Raw genomic sequence first — 16,058 nt, forward strand, 5'->3', positions numbered from 1 at the left:
GTTCTTATGATTTTATTACCAGTATTTTAACTTATGTTAGTTCAATAGAAGCTTTTATAGGTTTCTTGATGGTAAAAACATTTGAAAACTGGCGCGAAAAGGCGTCATAAAATTTTATTTTTTCGGTAAAAGTGCCAAAAGAAATCACTCGTATCCGAAAATTTATAGATTATGAAACCCTAATTTCCGACTTTTATAACGTTTGCAAATTGGGCTTAAAAATGAAATTTGGATGTGTTTTATTTCAGCTTTCGCCGAGTTATGACTTTAGTTCTGAAAAATTCAATCAAATTATTAGCAATTTGGACTTAAAGTTCAAAAATGTAGCCGAATTTCGTTATGAAAGTTGATGGAATCAGGAAGTTTGGGGGCGCTTTTCGAGAAAACAAAATTACATTTTGCAGCGTCAGTCATCCGGAATTACGGATATAATTTTTGCAGATTTTTCATTGTTTTATATTCGGCTTCACGGAAAATCAAAGATGTTTTACTTCTTTTATTTGTATAAATAATTACTTTATATAAACAATTGTAACTAATTTAAAATCAGAATTTTTATGTTTTAATTGTGCGGAAATAAAAACGAGGATTTTCTTTGTGGATTTTCTTGTGTGATTTCTCTTTTGTCGAATTTCGAGTGTGATCCATCGTTCCTCAGAATGACAAAAAAATGACAAAAAGTAGTCTTAAGGCAAAAAAAAACAAAGCACGCAATGAGATTAAACTTTGCGTGCTTTGCGAAATCTTTGCGAACTTTGAGGTTAAGCTACTCTGCGGTCAAATCTTCTAACGCTGCAGTTTTAAATTCCCTTCAATTCCGTCATCCATAGTTTTGCCGCTTACCAGAGCAACAGCCATTTTTGCAATAGCCGTCATTTTTCCGTTTTTATTGTTCCAGTAATAACCGTCTTCCGGAACTACTTTAATCACGCTCAAATTAGGATCGTCTTCGCCTCCAGGCATCCAAACCTTAGCGATTGGATCCCATAATTCTTTAATTGTTTCGCGATCGTATGAAATACTTGCGGTTCCATGAAGCGTTAGGAATTTATCGTGAGGCTCCGAAAAGAAGATTTCAACCGTAGGATTCAGTGTAATTTCGGCATTATGACTGCTGTTTCGGTCTGATAAAAACCAAAGCTGGCCCAAATCATCGATTTTCTGAACAGACATTGGGCGCGAGAGTAATCTGTAATCGTTGTAAGTACAAAACATACATGTTTTTATGTTTGCCGCAAGATCCTTAATCTTGTCTACTGCAAACTCGTTCGTAAGGTCTTTATGATCTCCCATGACTTTATTTTTTTTAGTTAGTTATTAGTTAAAATGAATTCCTTAAACAACTCATTTTTTGATTGGTAAAAGGGTTGATTTCATTTAAAACTTAAGAATAGTAAAGTTGGCTTATTTCTGTTTTTTTAAGTTATAGAATTCGATTTAAAACTTATTAGATTCCAATTAAAAAACTTAATTTGCCAGAAATTAAAAAGAAATATTTTAGTTATATTTGGAGAATATTGCAACTTATTTATACAATACCACATGACTGAATTTACTATTTTTTATACCGATGATGACGAAGACGATTTGAGCATTTTTGCAGATGCAGTGGAATCATTGCCAAAAAAAATAAAACTTCAGATGTATACTGGAGGAGAAAAACTATTGAATGCTATTTACAATCCACCGCCAACGCCTTATGTTGTTTTTTTGGATTTGAATATGCCTGGTAAAAATGGTTTTGATGTCTTAGCAGAACTTAAAAGCTCAGAAGAAAAAAATGATATTCCCGTAATTATTTTCTCGACTTCAAACGAACCCGGAATCATTGAAAAATGCCGAAATATGGGAGCTAACTACTTCATTACAAAGCCTATTTTGATGAAAGATATCATTAGATCTATCGAACACGCACTTGAAATCGATTGGCAGAAATTCAATCCAAGCGAAAAAGAATTTGTTTATAAAATATAAACTACAGATTCTCTTACAAAGTCTTAGAAATCACCAAGTTTGCTTCCATTTTTCTATGTGACTTTGCGTCTTAGCGAGAAAAAGATTAGGCATAATTTGATAAAAAGCTTTTAATTTAATGAATTACCCGAAGCTTTAAGAATATGTTTTAATAGAATTTTAAGAATTGAAAAACTACTGCAATTCAGGAATGTAAATATCAAAAGTAGCGCCTTTATCTTTTTGTCCATTTGCTATAATAATTCCTTTATGGTTTATGAAGATCATTTTTACTATTACAAGACCAATTCCGGTTCCTGTAAACTCGCTTTCGGTGTTTAAATGCTGGAAAACTTCAAAGATGCGTTCTTTGTATTCAGCATCGAAACCAGTTCCGTTATCGGAGATTCTAAGATGATGACAAGTCTGATCCGGAAAGTCAACAGGCTGTTTAACCTTGTTTTCTTTGATTCTCTCGACTTTAATTTCTAAATGCGGTAAATGTGCTTTCGGGAAAATTTTAATGCATTAGTGGTCAAATTATGCAATAACTACCTAAATTGAAACAGAATTACCGTTATTTCGCCTAAAGGATAAAAGTTAACTGAGCGTTTTCTCTTCAATACATTCCGGAAAATCGTTTTTTATCTCCTTGGCAATATCGTCAGGATTTACATTCACAAAAACACATTTTGCCAAGTTTGTTCTGGAATACGTCAATAAATACCGAATTAAAGTCTGCATTCTTTTTGCTGCAAATTCAATTTGGCTGAGGTAAGTTTTGGCATTCGCCGAAATATTATGCTCGTCTAAATCCGCTAATCGACTGGCAAAAAGTTGAATTTTTCGAAGATATTCCTGCAAATCATGATAAATTATTGGTTTAGTTTCATTTTTTGAATGAGCTAAAAATTAAATCTATTGAGTTAACCTTATTTGTTTTCAATGATGAAATTTGGATAAACAAATAGATTATAGGAAATCTTAAATACCATGAAATCATGAAAAGAGAACAAAAACACGAAACCGATTATATAAAAAAGTATCAGGATGAAGGCTACACTTCAAATTATCTATTTGAAAATGGATGTCTTTTAGATTCTGAAACAAAATATGCCTATCAGCCAGATGAAATTTATATCGTAGCCCACCATCGATATGAAGGTATGAGTGATCCTGACGATATGTCGATTTTGTACATAATCGAAACAAAAGATCAGAAAAAGGGAACCCATTTATTAGGATATGGTCCAACAGCGGATCTCGATGAAGCCGAATTTTTTAAAGATATTCCAAAAGCAAACTACGCTAAAAACGCGGATATCAGCGAACTTACATAAAATAAAAGTAGAGAAGTATTTTTATTTTGCTGGGGAGCAGTTGTTTCAGATTTATCTGGAGCAGCTGCTTTTTTTGGCTTTGCCGCAAAGGCACTAAGGCACAAAGTTATTTTTGAATAAGTTATTATACTTTCCTGCAAATCTTGAAGCAATCCGTAAAGCTTAAAATTCTTTATGCCTTAGTGTCTTTGTGGCAAAAAAAATCGATTCTAATAATTATGAAATATCTCTCTGAAATTGTATAAGGGTTTGATTTGCAATATGTACGAAATTTGAATTATTAAAATAGAATAAAAACCAAAGTTGGGTTTTGTACGTAAATAAGTACTAACCACTTTATTTAAACGGAACCAAAATGAAAAAACTATACTTAAATACAGGAGGATTTGATACTATTTTTAATGATCTTAAAGATAGTTTTAATGGTAAATTGATTACCGATAATAAAGAATATACCCTGGTTATAAAGTCAAAATGGGCAAAAGGAACCATTACCGGCGTTTGTTTTGAAAACAAAATGTCGCATTTGACCTTTGATCTTGTATTGAATTGTGATGTAAGTTTAAGCATAGAATCTTCTCAGTCTGCACCAATCCTTTTTGCGTATTGTGAGAACGGAAGTTTAACCCATAGTTTTGGGGTAAGTGGCGAGAAAAAAAGCCTGGCAAAGAATCAAACCGGAATTCTGAGTAACACTTCGTTGATTAATAGTATTTTATCTTTTGAAAGTCACAAACACATTCAGTTTTCATTGATTGGAATACCAACGGCTTATTCTCTGGAAGATGAAAGCAAAGAAGTAATCTCTCAGTTGAAAGGAAAATTCAGAAACGAATCTGGAAATTATATTTATATCGCATCTGAGAATTATAAAGTTGCCGAAAAATGGAGAGAATTAAAAACAATTCCGCAACAGGGAATTGTTAGAAATTTAGTCAAAAAAATAATCTTAAAAGAAATTATAGCACTGGAGATAGCCCAACATAGTTATAACTACATAAAAACGTTTGATCATTTTTTGAATTTAGCAATCAAACCAATCAACGAAATTAAGAGAATCTCACATATGAATCTTTCAGAAGTAATTTATGCTGCCGGATTAGCTGGCCGAAACTATTTGCCACGTATTTTCAAAGAAAAATACCATCTGTCGTACAAGCCATTCAATCAAAAATTAGTTAGCTAACAAGTATTAATACACTTCTTTAAAAAAAAACAGCTTTAACGAGCTGTTTTTTTTATTTTGTATTGTGAGGGAATGACATGCGGATGACTTTTTGTAGGAGAGAAATGGCACGCGGATGACGCGGATTAAACAGATTTTATTTTTTTATCCTTGCGGAGGAACGATCAAGATTACGCAAACCTTTGTCAAAGTTTTGCGGTCAGGAATAAACTTTTTTTACTTAGTGCCTTTGTGACTTCGTGGCAAAAAAAACTCATTCTTTCTCGTAATAAACAATAAAATAAACCATAATCAAATTCAGGCAAAGAGAAACGCTGTTCGTGATAATTATGGGTAAATCATTTTTTAGGAAACCATAGATAATCCATATCAAAATTCCGAAGGTCAGAATTCCGAATGTTTTAAGTGAAATCTCCTTTACTTTCTTGGTTTTCCAGATTTTTAAAATCTGCGGAATTACCGATATAGTAACACAAGTTCCAGCAAAAAGACCGATAATATCTATGAAGTTCATTTTTTTTAAGGTTCTGAGTTGCTAAGGCTTTTTAGTCGCGGTTACAGTTTCAGTTTCAGTCTCAGTCACAGTCATAGTTCCAGTCGCAAAGCAACTTGAAACCTGAAACCTGAAACAAAAACTTTTAACCACTCACCAATTCTCCACCGTTTATATGTATAAATTGTCCCGTTATATAACTACTGTCTTCGCAAGCCAGGAACACATACGCTGGCGCAACTTCTGAGGGCTGACCGGCTCTTTCCATTGGATTACTTTTTCCGAAATCAGATAAATTATCGAAAGTCGCCACAATTAGCGGTGTCCAAATAGGCCCGGGAGCAACTCCATTTACCCGTATTTGTCTTTTGACCAACATTGTTGAGAGCGATTTTGTAAAGCTTACAATCGCACCTTTTGTACTCGCGTAATCTGCCAGGTGTTCGCTGCCACGATACGCTGTGACAGAGCTTGTATTGATAATTGTATCGCCTTCTTTAAGAAATGGTAATGCCGCTTTGGTAATATAGAAATACGAATAAATATTGGTTTCGAACGTTTTATGCAGTTGTGCCGAGGTTATTTTTTCAAATTCATCTTGCGGAAATTGTATTGCAGCATTATTGACCAGGATATTTAATTTTTTAAAGTAAGTATGACAGCTTTTTACGGCACTTTTACAGAATTTTTCGTCTTTTAAATCACCACTGATTAAAAGGCATTCTTGACCTTCTTTCTCGATTAATTCCTTTGTTTTCAGTGCATCTTTATCCTCTTTTAGATAAACAATTGCAATATTGGCGCCTTCTCTTGCAAAATGTACCGCAATGCTTCGGCCAATACCACTGTCTCCGCCGGTTATAAAAGCAACTTTATTAAAGAGTTTGCGGCTTCCCACATAGTTTTCTCGTATGATTTCAGGTTCGGGATTCATTTTATACTCATGACCCGGAAGGCTCTGTTTTTGCTCCGGAAATATTTTTATCTTTTTCATGATATCTTAGTTTAGGGGTAATAATTGAATTCTAAATTAAATAAAGACTCATAGAAAGATTAACCGAAATGATTTTAAGATTATCGCAATAAAAAAACAAAATGAAGAAATTACAGGTAAACATGGGAATTATGTAACTAATTTTAAGATGGATAAAAATAAGCTGTACAATTTTTTTTATAAATTTGAGAGTTTATCCGACGTTATTTAAAATAGGATCAGCTGTTTCTAAATAACATTTTCCCAGGATGAATTTCAAACCAAAACAATTTTAACCATAACGCTTTATTCCCCCACAACAGCATGGTATTAATCGTAGATGATATAAAGGCAAATATTATTGCCTTAAAAAAAACATTAGAACTGCATAATATCGATGTAGACACTGCCGAGTCTGGGGAAGAAGCCCTGAAGAAAATTCTCAAAACAAATTATTGTCTTATTATAATGGACGTTCAGATGCCGGGACTTGATGGCTTTGAAGTTGTCAAAATTCTTTCGGGAAACAAACGGACAAAAGATATTCCGGTTATTTTTCTTTCGGCGCTAAATATCGAAAAGAAATATATTTTTAAAGGATATGAAACCGGTGCCGTCGAATACATTACCAAACCTGTAGATACTGATTTACTGATTTTAAAAGTAAAAACATTTCTCAAGATTTACGAACAGCAAAACGAATTAAAAGGTATAAAAGACCTTCTTTCTAAAGAAATCAAAATCAGAAAAGAAGCTCAGGATAATCTCGAAATTAAAATCGCGGAAAGAACTAAAGAATTGGTTTTGAAAAACGAAGAATTAGAGATGAAAAATCACGAATTACAGCAATTTTCCTGGGTTGTTTCGCACGATTTAAATGAACCCATCCGAAAAATCCAAATCTTTATAAAAATAATCAAAGAGCTTTATTTGACCAATGATGCAAAAGCAGTTGATTATGTAGACCGAACAATTAAATCGGCAGAAAGAATGCAGACTTTAATTACAGATCTTTTGGCTTATTCCAGATTATCATCGCAGGTAAAACCCGAAGTAACAGACTTAAATGTGGTTTTGCAGGAAGTACTTTCGGATTTTGATTATCTCATCGAACGAAAAAATGCCACTATAAAAACCAGTGAACTTCCTACGATAGACAGTATTCCAAGTCAGTTGAGGCAGGTTTTTCAGAATTTGATCGGAAACGCACTGAAATTCTCCGGAAACTCAGAACATCCTTTAATAGAAATCACTTCGGAATTAATTGCAAACAAATCATTTGACAGTCCAACTTCCCCGGAAGGGAAATTTTGCCGAATCATAGTAAAAGATAACGGAATTGGTTTTGATGAAATTTATCTGGATCGAATATTTATCATTTTTCAGAGTTTAAACGATCGCCAGTCTTATGAAGGAACTGGAATTGGTCTGGCTATAGCCAAAAAAATAATCGAAAAACACAACGGATTAATTACAGCAAAAAGTCAAATAGGCAAGGGCGCAAGTTTTATTATTGTCCTGCCTTTAAGATACGGATAATATATGCCAAAGATTAAAGGATTTATAAGATTAGAAAATTAAATGTTTGAAAAAAAAACTTTTTAATCTGTGGCAAGAAAAAACATAAGGAAAGAAAACCCGAAACAAAAAAACATGAAAAGTAATTTTAAAAGGAATTTATTAATAAGTTCATTAGTTTCATTACTAGTATTAATGATCAGTTCGACTGCTTCTTTTTTGAGTATCAAAAGTTTACTGAATAGTAATTTTTGGGTCAATCATACTCAGGAAGTTATTTATAATCTGAATGAAGGTTCTGCAATTATTACCGAAGCGCAAACAAGTATGCGTGGATATTTAATCACGGGAGACGAGCAATTTATAGAAAGATATAACGATGCCGAAGCAAAATCTGCTGCTTATTTTGAAAAAGTAACAGAACTTAGCATTGATAATCCGTCGCAGCAAAAAGAGTTAAAAGAACTGAAAGAGCTTCGTGCCAATTTTTTTAAGTACCTGAATAATCAAATCGTAAAAAAGCGATTAGGCAAGAACGGCGTTACATTTGATCTCAATGAAGGGAGAAATATGATGAACGATTTGCGCGCCAATATTCGAAAAATTGAAGCCACGGAGCAAGCCCTTTTAAAAGAAAGAAGCGAGAACTCAAAACGATATGGTAATTACAGTATTATCTTGATTATTGTTGCTTTTATTATTGCTTTTGTTATTTCGGTTGTTTTTTCGATTCGCATTTTAAAAGATTATAATGAGCGTGCTTTACTTCAAAACGAGTTAGAGAAAAAAGATCGTGAAACGGCAGACAGAATCAAATTAATTAGTACAATTGCAAGTAATATTTCGAACGGGAATTATGACATTCGCATAGACGATACTAAATCTGATGCTTTGGGAAGTGTTGGTGAATCATTGAATAATATGGGAATTTCCCTAAAAAACTCTTTCGATTTATTGTCTCAAAAAGAATGGCTTCAAACGGGAATTGCGAATCTTAATAATGTAATGCTTGGTGATAAACTATTGCCTAAATTATCAAAAGATGTAATCGAGTTTGTGTGCCAATATACCAATAGCAGCGCGGGAGTTTTGTATATTTTAGAAGATAATGAGCTTTCTGTTTCTGGCGGATATAGTTATATTCCGAGTAAAAATCGCGAGAGAATTAAAAAAGGTGAAGGTTTAATAGGACAAGCAATAACCTCGGGTAAAATATTAGAATTAAAGACTTTATCTCCAGACGATATTCAGATCAATTATGCTTTGGGACAAATAAAACCAACGCATATTGTGGCTGTTCCGTTGATTGACAATAGAATTGAAGGTGCGCTTGAATTGGCGAGTATTTACGGATTTTCGGACTTGCATTTGGAGTTTCTGAAAACGGTTTCAAATAACATTGGAATTGCAATAAAATCTACTCAAAACAGAAAACGAGTACTGGAATTATTGGAAGAAACCAAATCGCAATCAGAAGAACTTCAGCAGCAACACACCGAATTAGAAGCTATTAACGCCGAATTGGAAGTGCAAACAGAGAAACTTCAGGCTTCTGAGGAGGAACTTCGAGTGCAGCAGGAAGAGTTGGAGCAAACCAATGAAGAATTATCTGAAAGAAGCATTTTATTAGAAGAAAAAAACAATGAAATCCAAAAGAAATCGGAGGCTTTAGAACTTACAACCCGTTATAAATCAGAGTTTTTGGCGAATATGTCGCACGAATTAAGAACGCCTTTAAATTCGATTTTGCTTTTGAGCCGTTTGCTTTCTGAAAATAATAACAAAAGTATGGTCGATGAGGAAATCGAGTTTGCAAAAGTGATTCAGAGTTCCGGAAATAGTTTGTTGGGATTAATTGATGAAATTTTGGATTTATCTAAAATTGAAGCCGGAAAAATGGAGCTTGAATTTTTAGATATTTCGACCAAAGAAATCACGGATACGTTGTGGAATTTGTTTAATCAGGTGGCGAAAGAAAAAGGAATTACGTTTGAGATTATTTCTAAAGATGCACCAATTGTGATTAAAACAGACAAAATGCGTCTGGAACAAATTTTGAAAAACCTGATTTCGAATGCGATTAAATTCACAGAAAAAGGAACGGTAAGCTTAGAAATAAAGATTAATACAGACGATGATAAAATCATTTGTTTTATTGTAAAAGATACGGGAATCGGAATTCCGTTAGACAAACAGCCTTTGGTTTTTGAAGCTTTTCAACAAGCCGATGGTTCTACAAAACGTAAATATGGCGGAACAGGCTTAGGATTGTCAATTAGTAGAGAGTTGGCAAAACTGCTTAGAGGAGAAATTATCCTGCACAGTAAAGTCAAAGAAGGAAGTACGTTTACGCTATGTCTTCCGGTTTATGGAGCTGCGATTAACAAGATGAATATCGAAAAAATTCCTCCAACAGAATTTGCCGAAGTAGAAGCAGAGAAAGAAACTCCAACAAAAAACAAATACTTAAGCGCAACGATTCCTGACGAAATAGAAGACGACAGGGATGCGATAAACACTGGCGATAAAGTTATTTTGATTGTAGAGGATGATATTAATTTTGCAAAATCACTTTTAGCCTTTACCAGAAAAAAAGGCTATAAAGGAGTAGTTTCCGTGCGTGGCGATTATGCTTTGAACTTTACTTTGCTGTATAAACCCGTTGGCGTTTTATTAGATATCGAATTGCCAATAAAAAGCGGTTGGGAGGTTCTGGAAGAATTGAAAAATCATAGCGAAACCAAGCATATTCCGGTTCATATTATGTCTTCGCACAAACTAAAACAAGAAAGTTTATTGAAAGGTGCCGTAGATTTTTTAGACAAACCGGTTGCTTTTGATAAAATTCCGGATGTGTTTTTGAGAATTGAACACATTATAAATAAAGAAGCACAAAAGGTTTTAATCATCGAAGACAATCCAAAACATGCCAAAGCATTAGCCTTTTTCTTAGAAAACTATAATATAAATTCGGAGATAAAAAGTGAAGTTTCTGATGGTTTACAGGCTTTGAACAAGACAGAAGTAGATTGTGTGATTCTCGATATGGGAATTCCGGATAAACATGCGTATGCGATTCTGGACGGCGTTAAGAAAAGTCCGGGATTAGAGAATCTTCCGGTAATTGTTTTTACAGGAAAGAGTTTGTCCTTGAAAGAAGAAGTGAAAATTAAGAAATATGCGGATTCTATTATCGTAAAAACAGCTCATTCGTACCAAAGAATGCTGGATGAAGTTTCGCTTTTTCTTCATTTAGTAGAAGATAAAAAAGACGGAAAGGACAAAAAGGAAAGTTATAAAAAACTAAATTTACTAAACAATATTCTACACGAGAAAAAAGTCCTGATTGTAGATGATGATGTACGTAATATTTATTCTTTGACAAAAGCTTTAGAAGTTTTTAAAATGAATGTAATCACTGCGTTTGATGGTAAAGAAGCTATTAAAATTCTGGACGAACATCCAGACACTGATGTAGTTTTGCTGGACATGATGATGCCTAATATGGATGGTTATGAAACTGCCGAAAAGATACGCATGATGCCGAAATTCCTGAATTTACCGGTAATTGCCGTTACAGCAAAAGCAATGACGGGAGACAGGGAGAAATGCATCAAAGCCGGAGCTTCGGATTATATTACAAAACCTGTCGATATTGACCAGCTGCTGTCGTTACTGCGAGTGTGGCTTTATGATAAGATTTAGAGGAGAGATGAAAGATTATAGAGGCAAGATTATAGAGGCAAGACTTTAGAAGCAAGATTTTAGACTTTAGACTTTAGATTATGGATTATGGATTATGGATTATGGAGGGAAGATTATAGAGGCAAGACTTTAGAAGCAAGATTGTAGACTATAGATTACAGGATAGGATTTTGTTTATATTAATTGAAAAAAAATCCTTTGAATCTTTGAAATCTGTGGCAAAAAAAGAATTCAGTAAACAATTAATTAGTGACAATTAGTGCAATTCGTGGCGAAAAAAAACAACAATAACTCATAATAAAACAAACTTAATTTTAAAAAGTAGACGAAAATGAATAAAAAAAGACTCTTAATTATTGATGATGATTCTAGAAATATTTTTGCTTTAGAAAACACTTTACGTGCAAAATCATACGATTGTTTGTCTTGTTTAAGTGCCGAAGAAGCTTTGAAATTATTAGAATCAGATGCAGTTATCGATGGCGTTTTGATCGATATGATGATGCCTGAAATGGATGGTTACGAAGCCATTCCGTTAATCAAAAAGATTCCGTCAAGAGAATCGGTATTTATTGTAGCAGTTACCGCTCAGGCAATGGTTGGCGATAAAGAAAAATGTTTGGAAGCCGGAGCAGACGAATACATTTCGAAACCGGTAGATGTAGATAAATTACTGCTTATTTTAGGTAAAATTTGAACGGATTATGATTGAGGATATCGAATTAGAAACGCTTATTAATGATGTTTATGAATATTATGGTTTTGATTTTGGAAATTATTCCAGAGCTTCATTAAAAAGACGTGTGAGCAGAGTAATTCAGCTAGATGGATTTAAGCACTTTCATGAATTTCTCTCCAAAGTTCGTTATGATCCGGAATATTATAAAAGAATGGTAGATGAAATCACGGTAAATGTGACAGAAATGTTTCGTGATCCTGCTTTTTATGCCGTTGTTCGCAATGAAATTTTGCCTTTATTGGGTACAAAACCTTTCATCAGATTGTGGCACGCAGGCTGTTCTACGGGCGAAGAAGTATATTCGATGGCAATAATGCTCAAAGAAGCCGGATTGCTTCATAAATCGTTAATTTATGCGACAGATATAAATGCGACAGTTTTAGAAACTGCCAAAAAAGGAATTTTCCCTTTACGGATGATGAAAGAATACTCAGAAAATTATCGTGATGCGGGCGGACAAGAAGATTTCTCGAGCTATTATATTGCCAATTACGGTATTGCCAAGTTTAATGAAGAACTGGGCGAAAAGATGGTTTTCTCACAGCATAATCTGGTTTCTGATACTTCTTTTAATGAATTTGATTTGATTTTATGCCGCAATGTTTTAATTTATTTTGATAATGATCTTCAAAAAAGAGTCATTAATTTATTTGATGAAAGTTTGGCTGTTTTAGGGTTTTTAGCCCTGGGAACTAAAGAAACCATCAAATATTCGATTGATTCAGGTAAATACAAACAGTTGGACAAAGCGAAAATATGGAGGAAAATAAAATAATATCAAACTGTAAAGTTGTTATCATTGGCGGATCTGCGGGAAGTTTGAATGCGTTAATGCAAATCTTGCCGGAAATTGATAAATTGAATAATTTTGCACTTGTAATTGTGCTGCATCGAAAAAGCACTGATGATCAAACGCTGGAAGATCTCATTGCTTTTAAAGCAAGTGTTGCTGTAAAACCTCTGGAAGATAAAGTGCCGCTTAAATCCGGATTTATTTATGTCGCGCCTTCCAACTATCATTTATTATTCGAAAAAAATGAAACACTTTCTCTGGATACTTCAGAAAAAGTAAACTATAGTCGGCCAAGCATTGATGTTTCGTTTGAATCTGCGGCAGAAGTTTATGGAGAATCTTTAGTAGGTATTTTATTATCGGGCTCTAATACTGACGGAACTTATGGTTTAAAAGCCATCAAAGCTTCGGGAGGAACGATTGTCGTTCAAAATCCTGAATCTGCAGATATGCCTTTTATGCCCAATAACGCCATTCAGAACACAACTCCAGATTTCGTTTTAAACAATGAAGAATTGTTACAATTTATTATTTCGATCAATGTTGCTGCCAACATTTAGTGCCTAAAGGCACAAGTAAAATTTCTTGCCAATGTGCCTTTAGGCACTATATATTGGTAGAAAGCAAGAATTAAGATAAATATTAGTGTGCCGTAGGTACACAACAGTTATCGTTTTGTTGCGTAGTATGGATTTTTATTTATAATTATTATTTAGTTTTTGGTTTTTCATCTTCAGGAAGAATCACTTTATTAAGTTCCGCTTCTTTTTCAGCCCTTCTTTGTGCCGCTTTTCCTTTCCCAATAGGGATTCCTGCTGTTACATACAAAGATCTGTTGTAGACATTTGGACCGTCGCCTTTCATTACAGGAACCAAACCATAGTAATATTGAATCGTAACATTCAAACCATTTCCAACATTCATATGATAACCGGCTCCAAGAGCTACTCCCGCATCAATAACACGAATTTGATCGCGAATATTTTTTTTGTAAACCACATCATCTTTATTGTATTCTTGCTTGAATTCGTCAAAAGCTTTCGCCAACAAACCAAATTGAGGTCCGGTTTTGAGATATATTCTGTTTTTGAATTGATATTTAATTAAAATAGGAACATTAAAATAACGTATTTCGCGATTCACACTTCCATTGGCAAACGTATTATCCAGATTTTCATCATTTAAGGAATATACCGGTAAACCGTGCGCTCCCATTGGTGATTTTACGATAACTCCGGTATTAATCATCCATGCCGGATTTTTTTTAGACCGAATATCAAAGTAAAAACCAAGATTAAATCCAGGTTCTGTACCTGAAGTATCCAAACCGGAAATTGTAGAAAAATTGACGCCGCCTTCTAAACCAAATTCTAAAAATGGAGAGTTAAGTTTATCTCCAAAAATAAGGGAAATTAAAACTTGCGATTGAACAGGAGCAAAGCAAAACAATGCGATAAGCAATAATAAACCTTTTTTCATATAGTTGGGTTTAAAGTCCAAAACGATACTGAAGACCACCTAAAACTTGTGTACGACTACCTAAAAATCCAACTTCTGCACGAAACATGATATGTTTATTGTATTGAAATTGAGATCCTATCAGGAAGTTCCACATATCTTTTGGTGCTTTTTGAAGCGAATATTGAACAGATGAATCTCCAGCCGTACTCAGAGCACCATCTAAAGACGTTAAGAAAGTTCCGGCTTTTTCGAGTGCGCGGTTTGCAGTATTATGTTTAGCAACATTTATAGGATTTGCTTGTTGTGCGGGCGTTAAACCATCCCACCAATTGTTAACTTTGGTTTGATTGTCAGATACTTTTGTCAATCCTTCATCAACTTTTTGCTGAGCATTTGATAAATCAAATACGTCTGACATTGCAATATTTCCATTGGTATCTCCGGAAATATGGACTCTAAAGCCACCAACCCAAAGCGCAATATTTCTTTCGGGTTTACGCAATTTAAAAGTTTTTCCCAGTCTTGGACCAAAAACATAAGAGAAAGCAGGTTTGTCAAGTGAACTGATATCAGTCCAGGTCATATTCATATCGAGGGCAAACCAGCCGCCGCCAATACCTATGGTTGGCGTTAATCCGAGTCCGAATGTAGTAGCATTAAAATTTGCTTTAGTATTAAAACTAGCTACTTGCGACCAATTATTATCAGCATCAGGAACCCAAATTCCTGCATTAATTTTGGTTGCAGTATTTGCTTTTCCAAAAATCCCGTATACATTCAAAAAAGGAAGCAGCCAAATATCAGGTCTGATCGTCAAAGCCCCAGCTTCTACAGAAGATTTATCAAAACGAACAATTTCGTCCAGATTATACATAGGACCGTTATTAAAACCTACTTCCAAGTCATTGATGATGATCTCAGAATCTTGCCAAAAGTAATTTACGGAAAGACCTGCAGAATAAGGTAAGTTATATCCTTTTTGGGCTACTTTTTCTCCCCAAATTGGTAATGCGTAGGGGTAATTTTCGATTTTAAGACTATCTTTAAGAAGCTGATTTTTTTGACCTACGATTTTATCAGTATAAACCTGTGCAAAAATAGGCATGCTAAAGAATAATAAGGCTAATATTAGTGTATTGAATTTCATTGATTTTGTAGTATTATAAAATTAATTAATATAGGACTGCTTAAAATAAATGGGTACTAATGTATTCTTAAAGAAATGTCTTCTTATCTTTTTGTGTTTCAGTAAATTGGATTGAAAATGGAAAGGTGTTTTATTTTGGAATATATGTTAATTAGTGTTAAAGTTAAGTAAATTTTCTTACCAGTTGCAATAATTTTCAAGAAAGTGCGCATTTTTTACGAAAAAATTTCAATTGGATTTGTAAGGCATTTATTCTTTTTGAGGAACATCATTTCTAAAACTTTTAAGTTTTTGAATCAAAATAAATAGTATTTTTGTACCGTGAAATGGATAACAATTATATTATCAGTTTATTTAATGGCACTTTCAAATATGCCCTGTGCAGATATGGAAGTAAATAGTGTTGCTCATAAAACTGCCCAGTTTTCATCAGAAGACAACCATTCACACGATAAAGACAATGATTTGTGTTCACCATTTTGCGCTTGCAATTGTTGTGGTGCACAGGTTTTAAGTTACCAAACTACTGTAACTTTTGATTTTTCTGTAGTTAATCCTATCATTTCAATTCAGTTACCCAATTATAATTCAGTTTTTGCTTCCAGTTTCTACGGAAGTATTTGGCAACCCCCTCAAATAGCATAATGATGCCCGCCCCGATATTTCGGGATTTGGGTTAGAGCATTGTGGATTTTCCACAGTATTTAAACAGGCAGTACTTTGCCTGATTTCTCACATCATTATACCATT

Annotated in this window: 17 protein-coding genes; 10 read left to right on the top strand and 7 right to left on the bottom strand. The window is 33.9% G+C overall.

Translation table 11 applies throughout. From position 1 onward, the window contains the following. Positions 1 to 131 precede the first annotated feature (131 nt). On the top strand, positions 132 to 350 hold the full coding sequence (locus tag CHB81_RS27265) for a DUF72 domain-containing protein (RefSeq protein WP_176427495.1): 219 nt from the start codon (positions 132 to 134) through the stop codon (positions 348 to 350). Positions 351 to 786: 436 nt separating this feature from the next. Here the strand turns inward: CHB81_RS27265 and CHB81_RS06385 are convergent, their stop codons facing one another. Then, positions 787 to 1,293 carry a pyridoxamine 5'-phosphate oxidase family protein gene (locus tag CHB81_RS06385; protein ID WP_089351060.1) on the bottom strand — a complete coding sequence of 169 codons (507 nt, stop codon included), beginning with the start codon at positions 1,291 to 1,293 and terminating at the stop codon, positions 787 to 789. A 249-nt stretch (positions 1,294 to 1,542) separates the two neighbouring features. Between CHB81_RS06385 and CHB81_RS06390 the strand changes: the two genes are divergently transcribed. Beyond that, positions 1,543 to 1,974 (top strand): response regulator, encoded by a 432-nt coding sequence (locus CHB81_RS06390; protein WP_089351061.1) that lies wholly within the window; start codon positions 1,543 to 1,545, stop codon positions 1,972 to 1,974. A gap of 174 nt (positions 1,975 to 2,148) precedes the next feature. On the opposite strand, the gene CHB81_RS27110 is transcribed toward CHB81_RS06390, so the two are convergent. Both CHB81_RS27110 and CHB81_RS27115 read right to left on the bottom strand, forming a co-directional pair. Continuing rightward, complete coding sequence (locus tag CHB81_RS27110; protein ID WP_369597369.1) at positions 2,149 to 2,478, bottom strand: ATP-binding protein; 330 nt, start codon at positions 2,476 to 2,478, stop codon at positions 2,149 to 2,151. A gap of 75 nt (positions 2,479 to 2,553) precedes the next feature. Continuing rightward, positions 2,554 to 2,817 (bottom strand): hypothetical protein, encoded by a 264-nt coding sequence (locus CHB81_RS27115; RefSeq protein ID WP_254920988.1) that lies wholly within the window; start codon positions 2,815 to 2,817, stop codon positions 2,554 to 2,556. 137 nt (positions 2,818 to 2,954) lie between these two features. On the opposite strand from CHB81_RS27115, the gene CHB81_RS06400 reads away from it, so the two are divergent. Continuing rightward, the gene (locus CHB81_RS06400; RefSeq protein ID WP_089351062.1) at positions 2,955 to 3,293 is read left to right on the top strand and encodes a hypothetical protein; all 339 of its coding nucleotides are present in this window, start codon (positions 2,955 to 2,957) and stop codon (positions 3,291 to 3,293) included. A 355-nt stretch (positions 3,294 to 3,648) separates the two neighbouring features. Beyond that, positions 3,649 to 4,479 (top strand): hypothetical protein, encoded by an 831-nt coding sequence (locus CHB81_RS06405; RefSeq protein ID WP_089351063.1) that lies wholly within the window; start codon positions 3,649 to 3,651, stop codon positions 4,477 to 4,479. A gap of 253 nt (positions 4,480 to 4,732) precedes the next feature. On the opposite strand, the gene CHB81_RS06410 is transcribed toward CHB81_RS06405, so the two are convergent. Together CHB81_RS06410 and CHB81_RS06415 are read right to left on the bottom strand one after the other, a co-directional pair. Then, positions 4,733 to 4,993, bottom strand: coding sequence for a SemiSWEET family sugar transporter (locus CHB81_RS06410; RefSeq protein WP_089351064.1), 261 nt, complete (start codon positions 4,991 to 4,993; stop codon positions 4,733 to 4,735). A gap of 124 nt (positions 4,994 to 5,117) precedes the next feature. Next, on the bottom strand, positions 5,118 to 5,966 hold the full coding sequence (locus CHB81_RS06415; protein WP_089351065.1) for an SDR family oxidoreductase: 849 nt from the start codon (positions 5,964 to 5,966) through the stop codon (positions 5,118 to 5,120). A 303-nt stretch (positions 5,967 to 6,269) separates the two neighbouring features. Here CHB81_RS06415 and CHB81_RS06420 point away from each other — a divergent pair, with 303 nt between their 5' ends. From CHB81_RS06420 to CHB81_RS06440, 5 genes are all read left to right on the top strand, one after another. Continuing rightward, positions 6,270 to 7,484, top strand: a complete 1,215-nt coding sequence (locus CHB81_RS06420) for a response regulator (protein ID WP_089351066.1) — start codon at positions 6,270 to 6,272, stop codon at positions 7,482 to 7,484. A gap of 114 nt (positions 7,485 to 7,598) precedes the next feature. After that, the gene (locus CHB81_RS06425; RefSeq protein ID WP_089351201.1) at positions 7,599 to 11,168 is read left to right on the top strand and encodes a response regulator; all 3,570 of its coding nucleotides are present in this window, start codon (positions 7,599 to 7,601) and stop codon (positions 11,166 to 11,168) included. 331 nt (positions 11,169 to 11,499) lie between these two features. Beyond that, positions 11,500 to 11,865 carry a response regulator gene (locus CHB81_RS06430; protein ID WP_089351067.1) on the top strand — a complete coding sequence of 122 codons (366 nt, stop codon included), beginning with the start codon at positions 11,500 to 11,502 and terminating at the stop codon, positions 11,863 to 11,865. A 7-nt stretch (positions 11,866 to 11,872) separates the two neighbouring features. Then, positions 11,873 to 12,682, top strand: coding sequence for a protein-glutamate O-methyltransferase CheR (locus tag CHB81_RS06435; protein ID WP_089351068.1), 810 nt, complete (start codon positions 11,873 to 11,875; stop codon positions 12,680 to 12,682). Then, the gene (locus CHB81_RS06440; protein WP_089351069.1) at positions 12,664 to 13,260 is read left to right on the top strand and encodes a chemotaxis protein CheB; all 597 of its coding nucleotides are present in this window, start codon (positions 12,664 to 12,666) and stop codon (positions 13,258 to 13,260) included. The genes CHB81_RS06435 and CHB81_RS06440 overlap by 19 nt, the downstream gene beginning before the upstream one ends. Positions 13,261 to 13,408: 148 nt before the next feature. Here the strand turns inward: CHB81_RS06440 and CHB81_RS06445 are convergent, their stop codons facing one another. Beyond that, positions 13,409 to 14,179, bottom strand: a complete 771-nt coding sequence (locus tag CHB81_RS06445; protein ID WP_089351070.1) for a porin family protein — start codon at positions 14,177 to 14,179, stop codon at positions 13,409 to 13,411. Positions 14,180 to 14,189: 10 nt separating this feature from the next. Beyond that, complete coding sequence (locus CHB81_RS06450) at positions 14,190 to 15,308, bottom strand: hypothetical protein (protein ID WP_089351071.1); 1,119 nt, start codon at positions 15,306 to 15,308, stop codon at positions 14,190 to 14,192. A 321-nt stretch (positions 15,309 to 15,629) separates the two neighbouring features. Here CHB81_RS06450 and CHB81_RS06455 point away from each other — a divergent pair, with 321 nt between their 5' ends. Next, entirely contained in the window at positions 15,630 to 15,953 is a 324-nt protein-coding gene (locus CHB81_RS06455; protein ID WP_254920989.1) for a DUF6660 family protein, read from the top strand. Positions 15,954 to 16,058: the final 105 nt, after the last annotated feature.

The sequence above is a fragment of the Flavobacterium sp. ov086 genome, from assembly GCF_900187965.1.
In the GTDB taxonomy this organism is placed as follows: domain Bacteria; phylum Bacteroidota; class Bacteroidia; order Flavobacteriales; family Flavobacteriaceae; genus Flavobacterium.

Excerpts from the sequence above, each read along its gene's own strand:
- CHB81_RS06385 (WP_089351060.1), bottom strand. The coding sequence starts at position 1,293 with ATGGGAGATCATAAAGACCTTACGAACGAGTTTGCAGTAGACAAGATT.
- CHB81_RS06390 (WP_089351061.1), top strand. The coding sequence starts at position 1,543 with ATGACTGAATTTACTATTTTTTATACCGATGATGACGAAGACGATTTG.
- CHB81_RS06400 (WP_089351062.1), top strand. The coding sequence starts at position 2,955 with ATGAAAAGAGAACAAAAACACGAAACCGATTATATAAAAAAGTATCAG.
- CHB81_RS06405 (WP_089351063.1), top strand. The coding sequence starts at position 3,649 with ATGAAAAAACTATACTTAAATACAGGAGGATTTGATACTATTTTTAAT.
- CHB81_RS06410 (WP_089351064.1), bottom strand. The coding sequence starts at position 4,993 with ATGAACTTCATAGATATTATCGGTCTTTTTGCTGGAACTTGTGTTACT.
- CHB81_RS06415 (WP_089351065.1), bottom strand. The coding sequence starts at position 5,966 with ATGAAAAAGATAAAAATATTTCCGGAGCAAAAACAGAGCCTTCCGGGT.
- CHB81_RS06420 (WP_089351066.1), top strand. The coding sequence starts at position 6,270 with ATGGTATTAATCGTAGATGATATAAAGGCAAATATTATTGCCTTAAAA.
- CHB81_RS06425 (WP_089351201.1), top strand. The coding sequence starts at position 7,599 with ATGAAAAGTAATTTTAAAAGGAATTTATTAATAAGTTCATTAGTTTCA.
- CHB81_RS06430 (WP_089351067.1), top strand. The coding sequence starts at position 11,500 with ATGAATAAAAAAAGACTCTTAATTATTGATGATGATTCTAGAAATATT.
- CHB81_RS06435 (WP_089351068.1), top strand. The coding sequence starts at position 11,873 with ATGATTGAGGATATCGAATTAGAAACGCTTATTAATGATGTTTATGAA.
- CHB81_RS06440 (WP_089351069.1), top strand. The coding sequence starts at position 12,664 with ATGGAGGAAAATAAAATAATATCAAACTGTAAAGTTGTTATCATTGGC.
- CHB81_RS06445 (WP_089351070.1), bottom strand. The coding sequence starts at position 14,179 with ATGAAAAAAGGTTTATTATTGCTTATCGCATTGTTTTGCTTTGCTCCT.
- CHB81_RS06450 (WP_089351071.1), bottom strand. The coding sequence starts at position 15,308 with ATGAAATTCAATACACTAATATTAGCCTTATTATTCTTTAGCATGCCT.